Here is a 13,875-nt window from a genome sequence, read left to right on the forward strand (position 1 = left end):
TCTTCCGTAACATGTGTTTGGAACGATGGAGTGCTATGGATAAACAACAAGAATTTGCGCTCCGAACCGTTGAGGAACGCGATGTTCGTTTCATTCGCCTGTGGTTCACGGACGTGCTGGGAACGTTGAAATCGGTGGCGATCGCGCCTGCGGAGTTGGAGGCGGCGTTCGAAGAGGGCATCGGCTTCGACGGCTCGGCGATCGAAGGCATGACGCGCGTGTCGGAAGACGACATGATCGTCAAACCGGATCCGAGCACCTTCCAGATTCTGCCGTGGCGAGGCGGTCCACAAGGCACGGCACGCATGTTCTGCGACGTGCTCACGCCGGAAGGCACCCCATCCCTCGCCGATCCACGCCACGTGCTGAAGCGCTCGCTTGCCAAGGCGAAAGAAAAGGGATTCACGTTCTACGTGCATCCTGAAATCGAATTCTACTTGTTCGAAAAGCAAGACGATTGGTCGCAGACCCCTGTGCCGATCGATCAGGGCGGCTACTTCGACCACGTGCCGCGCAGCCCAGGAATGGACTTCCGTCGTGCAACCGTCAACATGCTCGAGCAAATGGGCATCTCCGTGGAATACTCTCACCACGAAGGCGGCCCCGGCCAGAACGAAATCGACCTGCGCTATGCCGACGCGTTGACGATCGCCGACAACATCATGACGTTCCGCACCGTGGTCAAGGAGATCTCGCTGGAACGCGGCATTCACGCCAGCTTCATGCCCAAGCCGCTCGCGGATGCTCCGGGTTCGGGCATGCACACCCACCTGAGCCTGTTCGAAGGCGATTCGAATGCCTTCTATGAGGCAGGTCAGGAGTTCAACATGTCGCTGACCGCCCGCCAGTTCGCCGCCGGCATTCTGCACCATGCGGCTGAGATTTGCGCGGTCACCGACCAATACGTGAACTCCTACAAGCGCCTGTGGGGAGGCAATGAGGCTCCGAGCTACATCTGCTGGGGTCACAACAACCGTTCCGCGTTGCTGCGCATCCCGCAATACAAGCCGGGCAAAGGCAATTCGGCACGCATCGAATTCCGTGCGCTCGACCCGGGCGCGAACCCGTACCTCGCCTACTCGGTGCTGCTCGCAGCCGGTCTTGACGGAATCGAGCAGAAGATGACGCTGGGCGAGCCGACGAGCGACGACGTGTGGGAGCTCACCGACGCCGAACGCCAGGCGATGGGCATTCAACCATTGCCGGAATCGCTTGACGAAGCGTTGAAGATCATGGAGAAATCCGACTTCGTGGCCGACGTGCTCGGCGAACACCTCTTCGAGTTCTTCCTGCGCAACAAGCATCAGGAATGGGAGGAATACCGCAGCCAGGTCACTCCGTTCGAGCTGAAGAAGTATCTCGCCAAGCTGTGAGGGAATAAAGCTCACATCAAGATACCCAATATAGAGTTCTATATTGGGTATCTTTTTTATTTATTATTATAAATAAATATATTATTTTAAAATTCAACAACTGACGTATAAGTGATTGATATCTTTAGTAGAGAACAGTTCTCTCCACTGATAATCTGATTCTACGAACTGGAAATAATAGATAAAACTTGGAATAAATGAATGCGTGGTAGACACAATGATGTGTGCGCACAATGGATCTAGTTTTTGCTTGCAAAAGGTGAGCTATCGGTATGGACATGGTACGCGGGTGCTGAATGACGTTTCAGCATATATCTCTGCGGGAGCGACTGCGCTCGTGGGGGAGAATGGCGCAGGGAAAACATCATTGATGCGGGTGATGGCTTCGCTCCTTGCCGTAGACAGTGGCACGGTGGGCGTTGATGGTGTGCCATTGTCGCGTAAGATGATTGGTGAGTATCGGACGCATATTGGTTGGATGCCACAAGATATTCCTGTGATATCCGGTTTCACTGTACGTGAGTCTGTGGCCTACCATGCGTGGCTGGGCAAGGTGCCAAGACAACAGTCGGATAAGTGGGTTCAACAGGCGCTCGCGCAGGTCCATTTGATCGAGCTGGAGGATCGTAAGGCATCCAGCCTATCGGGTGGCCAATTGCGCAGACTCGGTTTGGCGCAAGCATTGGTTCGCGGTGCAGATTGGCTGTTGCTCGATGAGCCGACTGCTGGACTCGATCCACGTCAGAAACGTTCATTGGCATTGCTGTTGCAGGAACTCCGCGCACATGTGAATTATGTGATATCCACTCATGACTTCGATTATTTCGAAGAGCTTTTCGACCAAGTTGTAGTGCTGCATGAAGGTCGGATTCTTTGGCAGGGAAGTACTTCGGATTACCTGAGTATTGCCGGAGGTGCGACGCAGACCGCGGCTTTTGATGCGTTCAATGCCATCCTTGATAGATGAGGAGTTCGCAATGGATGGTTATGCGAACGGTTCTACTCGTACAAAAATCCGTGTGACGCAACTGTTCCCTGCATTGCGCGCAAGATTGTTGCATGTTGCATATGGCATTGCAACGTGTGCGGTGTTTATATTCTTCTTACTCGCATTTGGACGGCACAATGTGGCGGGCTTAAGCGCGGCCGCATCTTGGGATGCTGCGGTGGAAACCGGCAACACGATGATCGCTATTATTGGCCCTATTGTTGCCGGCAAAGCTGCATGGGACATATCGGCTTTGCGAAAGGGGCAAGTGTTCCAATACCCGAATGTTCGTTCACATTGGCAGATCTTCGGCCGCGCATTGATGCCAATAATGGCATGGGGTATGACGTGCATGGCAGTTATACAGGTTGTATGTGCCAGATATGCCCGCGACTCATTTCGCATGGCTGACGCCGTTGTGCTGTTGACCGCTGCGCTTATGGTTGTTGGACTGGCATTATTCGGGGCGATGTGCGGCATGGTATTGCAACGGTTGTGGGCTACGGCGGCGACGATTGCGATTGTCTTTTTCGGACTGCTGTTCCCCAGTGCAGTGCAGCCAATGTGGCTTCGTCACCTGAACGGATATGAAGATGCGATGGGGATTCCCAACACGATGCTGAGCATACGTGCGGTTTGCGCTCCGGTACTTGTGTATATTGCGCTGATAATATGCTGCATCACAGTGCTAGGTATGACAGCGCAAAGATCTGCACATGCGATGAACTACTCGATACGCAGACTTGTCGTAGCATTCGCTGCATCCGTTGCGCTGGTGGTTATTGCAGTGTTGTTGGCTCTACCGTTTGGCTCCGCTCCTGTTGTCGCACGAGATACATCGACGATATGCGCACAAAGTGGTTCGACGAAGGTGTGCGTTTGGCCGGAACACGAGGAATATTTGCCGCAATTGGTTGACGATGTACACAAGTTTGATGAAACATTGTCTGCCGCCGGTATCACTGTCCCCGTCATGGTAAGCGAACGCATTCCAGATAAGGCGACGATGACCATAAGCGTGAACGATCTATCTGCAGCAGATGAGAGCGGTAGACAGCGCATTCTATTGGATGCGTACACCGATTTTGCGCCGTCTGAAATTGATGGTTGTAGCATATCAGAGACTTTGCCGGCGTATCAACAGGCTATTGAGACTTTGAATGAGCGGTTGCAGGCTATGAAAACGGTGCAGAACCTGCATCTATGTCAGGCGACGCGTCGAGCATTTCTCGCGCGATCAGTGATGCGCGTGCAGAATGCCAAGCACACGCAGCAAGTTGAGGTGAGCAATGAAACTATGGTGTAAGGCGCATCATGTCTGGTTTGTTTGCATTGCACTTGTAGTGGCGATCATTGCCGAATTGTTTTTCGGCGGATTGCTCATTGGCATGCCTGCTTTTGTGTATGCCGACACGAATCTAGTATTGTCGCTTATCGCAGCAATGCCGCTCATTGTGGCGATTTCGATATGTTTCGATGGTAATGAGCCGGATGTGGGAGTTCCCGTGCGCAATACCGTTCTGTTGGATTATGCTGCGTTCGCGATTATTGTGCTGACTCTGGTTGCAGTGGGATTCGCGGCGATTCCGCTCATCGGTTATGCAGGAATATGTTCCGCGCTCGCAGTGCTTGGGTGTGGAGCTCTTGGTGTTGTTTGCTCACGGTTGTTTGGGAGAAAAACCGGAGGTGCCATAGGTCCTGTGTATATCGTGGTATGTTGCGCGGTGGGAACCCCACCTATGCGCGATCCCGCGGCATGGCAGTTCCCTCTGGCCGTCACTCCGACGCTGGCGCAGTTCCTTGTGGTGCTCGCATTGGTGGTCGTTATGCTGTGGACGCCACCGCATCCGGAGCGCCGTATCGCTTGATTGAATATCGGCTGATGCGGCGCTCCTTGAATCTATCGAAGGGCCTTTTGGATGCGCTGCACGCTCACCGGGTAGGGGGTGCCGAGCTCCTGCGCCCACAGTGACACATAGAACTCTTCGAGCATCCAGCGTGCGTGCTGCGCCTTCGCCTCCAATTCGTCATGCTTGGCTCCGGCAGGCTCCTGCTTAGCTTTATCGAGCGCCTTGTCGACGATCTGCTTGGCTTCGTCGGCCTGCCATGCCCAGCGCACGTCGCGGTTCTTGTCGGTTTTCGCTTTGTTGATGCGCATCAGATCCGCCTGCAGATAGGTCGGCAGGCGGCGGAACGCGTCGGCAGGGGTTTTGCCGATGAAACCGGGGTAGACGAGCGTGGCGATGTGCTCACGCACCGACTGCAACACCGAGAGCATCGGCAGATCCGCTTTGCCGGACACCGCTTTGTCTACCTGCGCATAGTCGCGCAGCACGTTGATCGTGTCTTTCGCCACGTCGTAGACGGCATCCTCGTAGATCTCCTTGACGCCATCGACGGCAAGGCTCAGTTCCTCGTCGTCATGGAGCTTCGCGATGTTCGGCAGGAGGCGTTTCACCGTTTGCAACTGCATGTCTTCCACCAAATCCTTGGTGGTGGAATACGGGGCGGCGGCCAACATGAGCGCTTCGGTGCCGAGCCAGCGTGAGGAGATGCGGTCGGCGGGCAGGCGCAGACGATCCAGTGCGCCGCGCCACAGCATCTGTTCGCGGGACTCGCGCGTGGCACCGGCTTTGCGCAGCAGATCGGCCTCGGCAACGACCTGGCCTTTGCTGGCAGCCTGCTGAGCCTTCTTGTGCACGATCTTGCGCGCGGAATCCTGCGCCTGCTGAGCAAACTTGCGCTGCAGCTCAACCAGTGATTTGCCGCTCGCCAGCACCACCACGCTGTCCGCATACGAACGGTGACGCGGAGCCTTGCGGGGCTTCGGCTTCGGGCGTTCGATCACATAGGTCAAACGCAGGTATGGCGGCAGTTTCTCCATGAGACCGTCAAGCACTTCGGGGTGAATCTGAGCGCCCACCACCGCGATCGCCGCCTGTGTGAACACATGCGCGAAATCAGGCCAAACGCCGTCATCAGGCGCCTCGGCGGGGTGCTCCAAATCACCGGAACCAGGGGAGTCGGGGAAGTGGGCGTCGATCCAGTCCTCGATCTTCACGGCGGTGTCAGGAGCCGGAACGAACTGCACGCGCAACGATTTCGGCAGCGCCTTGATCATCGCGACGATCAGCTCATGCCGCAATCCAGGCACATTCCACGTGAACTCCGGCGCGCTGATGCGCGACAGCGCGGACAGCGGAATGTGTATGCTCACGCCGTCAGACACATCATTCGTGTCGTAGATATAGCTCAAGCGCAGCTCGATCACACGTTCGTCAGAGCCCAGCGTGATCCAATGGTCGGGGAAGTCGCTCATGCTCACCGACTGCTGATCGATCAAGCGGTCGACGTTCGCCGGGTCGAAGGTCAGCAGATCGGGCTGCTTGGCGAACTCGTCCTTCCACCATTTCGCCAGTTCCGCCACATTCGTGACGGTGTTCGGAATCACGCCGTTATAGAAATCGTAAAGATCCTCGTCACTGACGGTCTGCGCAACCTGACGCGTGCGGTTCGACTCGTCGCTGGCCTCCTCGATGATCGCACGGTTCGCGTCGATGAACTCGTCGTGTGCGAAGCGCTGCTGAATCTCACCCTCCACCAGGCCTTGGCGAATAAGAAAATCGCGGGCTTCCAGCGGGTTGATGCGCCCCCACTGCACGTGCCTGCCTTCGACGATCGGCAAGCCGTAGAGCAGCACCTTCGATTCGGCGACGGCGGAGCCACGCGACGCCGACCAATGCGGGTTGGCGTAGGTCACGCGCGTCAGATTGCCGGCCAACGGTTCAGCCCACGCAGGGTCTATCTGCGCGCAGTACCGCGCCCACAGGCGGCTCGTCTGCATGAGTTCGGTGCTCATCACCCAGCTCGGCGTGGTCTTCGACACCACGGAGGCGGGGAAGATCGCGAAATGCGTGCCGCGCGCGCCCTGATAGTCGTTCTTCGCCATCTTCTGCGCGCGTTTCATCGCACGCGCACGGGCAGCGCCCTTGAGTCCGGCGAAATCGGACGCCTTCGGCTCATGCACCACTTGCATGCCCATCATCGACAGTAGTCCAGCCAGCATCGACGTGTGAATGCCCTGCGCATCCCACGAGCACGCCAGCGAATGCGCGGCCTGCTGGTTGATCGGCAGTTCGCGGATCTCACGCGGCGGACGGGAGAGCGGTAACGGGTCGCCCACCTTGAACTTCAGTTCACGGCACAGTTCACGCAGCTGGGAGACGAGATCCTTCCACTGACGCATGCGCAGAAAATGCATGTATTCGGTTTTGCACAGTTTACGCAGCGCATGGTTGCTCATCTCGCCGTCCGCGCCGAACGCACGATCCCAAATATTCAGCGCAGTCAAAAATCACTGGTCGGATCCGCGTAGCGGTTGTGAATGCGGTCGGCCTCCTCGCGTTTCTCATCAGGTCGTTCACGAGGATCCTGCAAGCTCAGGAACGCGACGATCACCAATACGGCGGCCAGCGTGTTCGGCGTCGTGGAGCGAGCCGCCTCGATCACCATGCGCCCCAAACGCACGTCGATCGGAATGCGAGCCAGCTGACGGCCGGTATGCGTCAACTGCATCGACCCATGCTTTCGCGTGATCGCACGCAACTCGGTCAGCTCGTTGATGCCATCCGACACCGCCTTGATGTCAGGCGGATCGATGAAACCGAAATCGGTGATGTCTTCCGCCGTCTTCGCCACGCCCACCGACAGCATGTGCAAGACGACTGCACCCAGCGACGTGCGCAGAATCTCAGGTTCGGTGAAACGCGGGCGAGACTCATAGTCTTCACTCGAATACAAGCGGATCGCAATGCCGTCGGCGATGCGGCCGCAACGACCGGAACGCTGGTCTGCGCTCGCCTGTGAAATCGGTTCGATCGGCAGCCTCTGCACCTTCGCCTGCTTCGAATAGCGCGAAATGCGGGCGGTGCCCGGGTCGACCACATATCGGATGCCTGGCACGGTCAACGATGTTTCGGCGACGTTCGTGGCGATCACAATGCGCTGATGCGAATGCGATTCGAACACGCGATGCTGTTCCTTCGCGCTCAGGCGGGCGAACAACGGCACGATCTCAATGGCGTCGGGTCTGCGCATATCCGCCGCACGAGGTCCGAAATGGTGGCGCAACGCCTGCTCGAAGTCGCGAATGTCGCGCTCGCCGGAAGCGAACACCAGAATGTCACGCGGGCCTTGGTCGTGCGTCGAGAGAATCGCCAGCTCGGTGCAGGCGCGCGCGACGGCGGTGGGCATGTCCATCGCCTCGGCGTCGGGATTCGTGATGTCTTCACCGGCCTCGCCGTCTGCGAAACCGGGCACGTGCCGCATCAGCGCAGGCGTGCCGCCAAGCGGCTCATAGCAGATCGTCACCGGGTAGGTGCGGCCAGACACCTCGATAACCGGCACCTTCGTGTGCAATGCGTCTTCGAAATGCTTTTGGAACTTCACCGAGTCGATCGTCGCCGACGTGATGATGAGCTTCAGATCACGGCGTTGCGGCAGCAGCGCGGTCAAATAGCCGAGCAGAAAGTCGATGTTCAGGCTGCGTTCGTGCGCCTCGTCGATGATGATCGTGTCATAACGGGTCAAATGCGGGTCACGTTGAATCTGCGCGAGCAGAATGCCATCAGTCACCACGCGCAAACGCGTCTTCGGCGAGCTCTCGTCGGTGAAACGCACCTGATAGCCGATCTCATCGCCCAAGTGAACGCCCATCTCGTCGGCGATGCGCTCGGCCACAGTGCGCGCCGCCAAGCGGCGGGGCTGCGTGTGCACTATCTGCTTGCCGTGCGAGCCGCGCCCCAGTTCCAGCAGAATCTTCGGCAGCTGAGTCGTCTTACCCGAGCCGGTCTGCCCGGAGATGATCACCACCTGACTTGAGCGCACAGCGTTCGCGATCGCCTCGCGCGCCGCACTGACAGGCAGTTGATCGGGATATTCGAATTTCATAATCTCTTTTCGTCAACAATCTTGTGAACAGCGCAGAACACTGCGCGCGAACTCAAGCGAGCTTATGCACGTCGATCACGCGATAGCCCTTGGAACTCGCATATTTACTCACGTCGTAGCCCTCGCCGAGATTCTCGGCGAGCCATTTGATCAGCGAATCGGAGCCGAGGTTGCGCTGCACCACCAAGTATGCGTGCCCATCGGCGGCAAGCCGTGGCAGCCACTCCATCAACAACTCGTGCAGTGCGTCTTTGCCGATGCGAATAGGCGGATTCGACCAAATCACATCAAAGCGCGCACTCTCAGGAACTTCAGCAGCAGTGCCCGCGTGAATATTCCCGCAGCCGTTGACCTGCGCGTTGTGACGCGTGAGCTCGATCGCACGCTCGTTCACATCGACCGCATACACAGTGGCGTCGGGGGACTCCAGCGCGAGCGCGAGGGAAATAGCACCCCAGCCGCAACCCAAGTCGAGGAACGTGCCCTCAAGCGGCGGCATCGGCGCGTGCCTGAGCAGCACCGACGTTCCCAGATCGACGCGGTGCGCGGAGAACACGCCGTTCGACGTCTCAACGGTCACCGGGTGGTCGCGCAGCGTTATCTCAAGTTGCTTACGCACGTCCTTCGAAGAAGGGGAGGCACTGAAATACTGTTCGTTCGCGTTTTTTGCGCGCTCGTCGCTCATGATTCCTCGATCCATTGGAATTATCACGTGAAAAGTCTTGTTCTATGCTACGTTCAATGATATAAGCAGGCTACAAACTACTCCTAGCTCAATATAAAACTCAATAGATTCTAGAGATTCAATAGAGAGGCGCATTTGACCCAATTGCACAGCGGCACACGCAGTGATACGCGCGTCAACGATACGCAGGCAAGCGTAGACAACGCTAACGAAGAGGAACTCGTGACGAGTGACGCACAAGACGTGCTGTCGGACCAATCGCAGGTGCTGCTCGAGCATGAGTATTCGGCTCACTCGGCGGACGACGAAACTTGGCGGGAACGCGAGTCCCGTAATGAGCTCAAACATGTCACTGGTTTGGGTGAGCTCGAAGATGTGACCGAAGTCGAATACCGCAAGGTTCGACTTGAAAAGGTGGTGCTCGTGGGCATATGGTCGTCGCGCGAGACGACGCTCGCGCAGGCAGAGGAATCGTTGCGTGAGCTCGCGGCTTTGGCACAGACCGCGGGTGCGGAGGTGTGCGACGGCGTGCTGCAGCAGCGCTCGCGACCGGATGCGGCGACATACGTGGGCTCGGGCAAAGCTCACGAGATCGCCGACATCGTGGCGGCGAACGACGCCGATACGATTATCGTCGACGCGGACCTTCCACCGAGCCAACGTCGCGCGTTGGAGGATCTGACGCGCGTGAAGGTCGTGGATCGCACGGCGGTGATTCTCGACATCTTCGCGCAGCACGCGACGTCGCGCGAAGGCAAGGCGCAGGTCGAGCTCGCGCAATTGCAATACATGCTGCCCAGACTGCGCGGCTGGGGTGCGGCGCTGTCTCGTCAGGCGGGCGGACGCGCGGCCGGCGCGGACGGTGGCATCGGCTCACGTGGTCCGGGTGAAACGCAGATCGAACTCGACAGGCGCGTCATTCGCACGCGCATCGCACGCTTGCGCAAGCAGATCAAGCAGATGTCGGGCACGCGTGAAGTCAAACGCGGCTCGCGCAGACGTTATGGACTGCCGACGATCGCGGTCGTCGGCTACACGAACGCCGGTAAATCCTCGCTGACCAATCGGCTCACCGGTTCCACCGAACTTGTGGAAAACGCACTGTTCGCCACGCTCGACACGGCTGTGCGTCGCGCGAAGACGAAGGACGGCAGACTCTACGCATACGTAGACACCGTGGGATTCGTGCGCAAACTGCCGACGAACCTGGTGGAGGCGTTCCGTTCGACGTTGGAGGAGATCGCGGACGCCGACCTGATCGTGCACGTGGTCGACGCCTCGCATCCCGATCCGTTCTCGCAGATCGACGCGGTGAACGAGGTGCTGCAGACGATCGACGGCGTGGAGCGGCTGCCGATGATCACCGTGTTCAACAAGGCTGATCTGATCGACGATACGAAGCGTGAACGACTGCACGCGCTGGCTCCGCAGGCGCACATCGTGTCTTCCGCTACGGGGGAGGGCATCGCCGAGCTGCGCGCCGACGTGGAATCGATGCTCGCCGATCCGGACGTGCACATCGAAGCATTGCTGCCCTACACGCAGGGTTCGCTTATTTCGAAAGTGCGCGAATACGGGCGACTCGAATCGTTGGAATACCGTGACGACGGTGTGATGCTGCAGGCTTTCGTTGACGAGCGCTTGGCTGCGAAGATCATGGATGTTGCGCTGGAAGAACCATTCGAGCACGAGCGAAACGAACGTGATATATAATCACTTCGGCTGAACTCCGAACCGATGGTGCCATGCCGATGGCATGCCAATAGCATGGCACCAGATGGCACAACGCGCTTGTTCGCGGTCAATCGCAAAAGGACCCGCAAACACAACCGGTAGGGGCGATTCTGCTAAAGTACATGTGAAAGATATGGAATCCCGCCATAAGCGGGTACAACGAGAGGTCGTCAGCATGGTTAATTCTCCAATTAAGCCAACAAAGCTTGCCATCGTCGGTGCAGGCGCCGTTGGTTCCACCCTTGCATTCGCCGCAGCAGAACGCGGCATCGCTCGTGAAATCGCGCTGCAAGACATCGCCAAGGATCGCGTCGAAGCCGAAGTGCTCGACATGCAGCACGGTTCCAGCTTCTTCCCGACCGTCTCCATCGAAGGCTCCGACGACCCAGAGGTCTGCCGCGACGCAGACATGGTGGTCATCACCGCAGGCGCTCGCCAGAAGCCGGGTCAGTCCCGCCTCGACCTCGCCGGCGCGACGATCAACATCATGAAGTCGATCATCCCGAACATGCTCAAGGTCGCCCCGAACGCGATCTACATGCTCATCACGAACCCGGTCGACGTCGTGACCCACGTCTCGATGAAGCTCTCCGGTCTGCCGGCATCGCGCATGTTCGGCTCCGGCACCAACCTCGATTCCGCACGTCTGCGTTTCCTGATCGCTCAGCAGACCGGCGTCAACGTCAAGAACGTGCACGCCTACATCGCTGGCGAACACGGCGACTCCGAAGTGCCGCTGTGGGCTTCCGCAACCATCGGTGGCGTTCCGATGTGCGATTGGCAGCCACTGCCGGGTCACGACCCGCTCGATGCCGAAGCACGCGAACGCATTCACCAGGAAGTCAAGAACGCCGCCTACAAGATCATCAACGGCAAGGGCGCCACGAACTACGCCATCGCCATGTCGGGCGTTGACATCATCGACGCGATCCTCAAGGATTCCAACCGCATCCTGCCGGTTTCGTCGCTGCTCAACGACTTCCACGGCATCTCCGACGTGTGCATGTCGGTTCCGACGCTGCTCAACCGCAACGGCGTGAACTCCCGCATCAACACCCCGGTTTCCGACCGTGAGCTCGCCGCTCTGAAGCGCTCCGCAGACACGCTGCGTGAGACCGCCGCACAGTTCGGCTTCTGATCGATTTCGATCGTTAGTAGCAAATGCCGCCGTTATTCGGCGGCATTTTTGTTGCTCGTCAACCGGTTTTGCGCTAGGAGTAGCACGGTGGGTGCACTTATCATGGTCACGTTGAGAACATCGCAGGTGAATGCTGGTTGACTGCAGGAAGGCGGGAATCCTAATGGCACACGATCACGCACAGGCTTCAACGGCGTCGGACGCATCCGGCCACTACAAGCGGTTGATGACCACGCTGGTGCTCACGGCGTCCATTCTCGTCGCCGAAGTGGTCGGCGCCGCATTGACGGGCTCGCTGGCTCTGCTCGTCGACGCAGGGCACATGACCACTGATGTGGCGGTGCTGGCCGCTTCGACCGTCACCGCACTGCTGATGCGCCGCAAGCCAGACAAGTCGAAGACGTGGGGGTGGGCGCGCCTTGAGGTGATCACCGCCGCGGGTGGCGGACTGGTGCTGATGTTCGTCGGACTCTATGCGCTGATCGAGGCGATTCTGCGGTTGACGGGCGTGCAGGCGGAATCGGTGCACGACGTGCGACTGCTGCTGTTCTTCGGCGTGCTCGGACTCGCGTCGAATGTCGGCTCAATATTCGTTCTGCGCGCGCAATCGAACGACAACATGAACATGCGTGCTGCTTTCCTTGAAGTGTGCAACGATGCTCTGGGTTCGGTCGCCGTGATCGTTTCGGCTATCGTGCTGATGTGCACGGGTTGGGATGGTTTCGATGCCGTCGCTGGCGCGGTCATCGCGTTGATGATGATTCCGCGCGCCTACAAACTGCTGCACCGTGCGATGCGCGTGCTGCTGGAGGAGACACCGGAAGGATTGGATCTGGATGCCGTGCGCAACCATTTGAGCAATGTGCCGCACGTCGTGGCCGTGCATGACCTCCATGCGAGCGTTGTGTCTACCGGCATGCCGATTCTGACCGCACACGTCATCGTGGACCGTGATCTGACGATGGAACAGGCGGGCGTAGTGCTCAAACAGTTGCAGGATTGCACCAGAAAGCATTTTCCGGTTTCCATTGCGCACACCACATTCCAATTGGAGCCGGAAGGGTACACGAATGTGGACGTGGGGCAGATCCACGCCTAACCGAGGCGCATCTCTGCTACGCATATACAACCAGTCCCTGCTCAATCCGTTGTTGGATTGAGCAGGGACTTTTACGTAGTGAGAAGAAAACTTTGTGAATGAGGTCAGACCTTGCGCAGAACGGTGACGACCTTGCCCATGATCTGTGCATGGGTGCCGTCGATCGGGGCGTAGTTCGGATTGTGGGGGATGAGCCACGTGTGACCGTTCTCCTGACGGAACGTTTTCACCGTCGCCTCATCGTCGAGCAGAGCCGCAACGATGTCGCCGTTCTCGGCACTATGCTGTTCGCGCACCACAACGAAATCGCCGTCGCATATGGCCGCGTCGATCATCGAATCGCCTTTGACCTCGAGCATGAACAGGTTGCCGGTGCCGGTGAGACGCACGGGGAGACGCATCACGTCTTCCACATGCTGTTCCGCCGTGATCGGCTGGCCTGCGGCGATTGCGCCGACGAGTGGCACGTCGAGGAACTCCGATGGCTGCATGTCCGCGGATTCGAATGGCGGCAACGAGACATCCGCCGGCGTGTCGGAATCGAGATTGACGATCTCGATGGCACGACCTTTGTTCGGGTCGCGACGAATGTAGCCTTTGCTCTCCAGCGCATGAAGCTGATGCTGCACCGAAGACGTGCTCTTGAGATTGGCGGCTTTGCCGATCTCGCGCAAAGAGGGCGCGAAGCCTTGTTCGTTCAACAGTTTCTTGATGGCATTGAGTACCTGAAGCTGACGCTCGGTCAATGACTCCAGGGTCGGTTGCTCGCTGGCCGCCGTAGCCGCTTCGAGGTTGCTCATGGCGTTGTCCTTTCGTTCGAACACCACCATAGCGCGAAACGCCGAGAAAATCAAACAGATGTTCGAATATGGGTTGACGAAATCGAACATCTGTGCGAACATGTTCTTG

At 58.2% G+C, this 13,875-nt stretch carries 9 protein-coding genes and 1 pseudogene; 7 read left to right on the forward strand and 3 right to left on the reverse strand.

The window, feature by feature from the left end:
- The first annotated feature begins 35 nt into the window (after positions 1-35).
- The 4 genes from glnA to GSD1FS_RS00315 all read left to right on the forward strand — a co-directional run bounded on the left by glnA (position 36) and on the right by GSD1FS_RS00315 (position 4,229).
- Positions 36-1,373 (forward strand): type I glutamate--ammonia ligase, encoded by a 1,338-nt coding sequence (gene glnA, locus GSD1FS_RS00300; protein ID WP_155587890.1) that lies wholly within the window; start codon positions 36-38, stop codon positions 1,371-1,373.
- A 205-nt stretch (positions 1,374-1,578) separates the two neighbouring features.
- The gene (locus GSD1FS_RS00305; protein WP_155587891.1) at positions 1,579-2,340 is read left to right on the forward strand and encodes an ATP-binding cassette domain-containing protein; all 762 of its coding nucleotides are present in this window, start codon (positions 1,579-1,581) and stop codon (positions 2,338-2,340) included.
- Positions 2,341-2,350: 10 nt separating this feature from the next.
- Positions 2,351-3,667, forward strand: coding sequence for a DUF7224 domain-containing protein (locus tag GSD1FS_RS00310; RefSeq protein ID WP_155587892.1), 1,317 nt, complete (start codon positions 2,351-2,353; stop codon positions 3,665-3,667).
- Between the two features lie 37 nt (positions 3,668-3,704).
- Positions 3,705-4,229, forward strand: coding sequence for a hypothetical protein (locus tag GSD1FS_RS00315; protein ID WP_155587893.1), 525 nt, complete (start codon positions 3,705-3,707; stop codon positions 4,227-4,229).
- A 32-nt stretch (positions 4,230-4,261) separates the two neighbouring features.
- Here the strand turns inward: GSD1FS_RS00315 and hrpA are convergent.
- Together hrpA and GSD1FS_RS00325 are read right to left on the reverse strand one after the other, a co-directional pair.
- Positions 4,262-8,310: pseudogene (gene hrpA / locus GSD1FS_RS00320) on the reverse strand (ATP-dependent RNA helicase HrpA).
- A 52-nt stretch (positions 8,311-8,362) separates the two neighbouring features.
- Positions 8,363-9,010 (reverse strand): class I SAM-dependent methyltransferase, encoded by a 648-nt coding sequence (locus GSD1FS_RS00325; RefSeq protein ID WP_246165665.1) that lies wholly within the window; start codon positions 9,008-9,010, stop codon positions 8,363-8,365.
- Positions 9,011-9,217: 207 nt separating this feature from the next.
- Here GSD1FS_RS00325 and hflX point away from each other — a divergent pair, with 207 nt between their 5' ends.
- The 3 genes from hflX (at position 9,218) to GSD1FS_RS00340 (ending at position 12,966) form a co-directional block, all read left to right on the forward strand.
- Complete coding sequence (hflX, locus tag GSD1FS_RS00330) at positions 9,218-10,708, forward strand: GTPase HflX (protein WP_343030165.1); 1,491 nt, start codon at positions 9,218-9,220, stop codon at positions 10,706-10,708.
- A 196-nt stretch (positions 10,709-10,904) separates the two neighbouring features.
- On the forward strand, positions 10,905-11,867 hold the full coding sequence (locus tag GSD1FS_RS00335) for an L-lactate dehydrogenase (RefSeq protein WP_155587894.1): 963 nt from the start codon (positions 10,905-10,907) through the stop codon (positions 11,865-11,867).
- Positions 11,868-12,030: 163 nt separating this feature from the next.
- A complete protein-coding gene (locus GSD1FS_RS00340) occupies positions 12,031-12,966 on the forward strand; it encodes a cation diffusion facilitator family transporter (RefSeq protein WP_155587895.1) in 936 nt (311 codons plus the stop codon).
- Positions 12,967-13,070: 104 nt separating this feature from the next.
- Here GSD1FS_RS00340 and lexA read toward each other — a convergent pair whose 3' ends face one another.
- On the reverse strand, positions 13,071-13,766 hold the full coding sequence (gene lexA / locus GSD1FS_RS00345; RefSeq protein ID WP_155587896.1) for a transcriptional repressor LexA: 696 nt from the start codon (positions 13,764-13,766) through the stop codon (positions 13,071-13,073).
- Between the last annotated feature and the right edge of the window lie 109 nt (positions 13,767-13,875).

It is taken from the genome of Bifidobacterium canis, from assembly GCF_009727065.1.
GTDB lineage: Bacteria > Actinomycetota > Actinomycetes > Actinomycetales > Bifidobacteriaceae > Bifidobacterium > Bifidobacterium canis.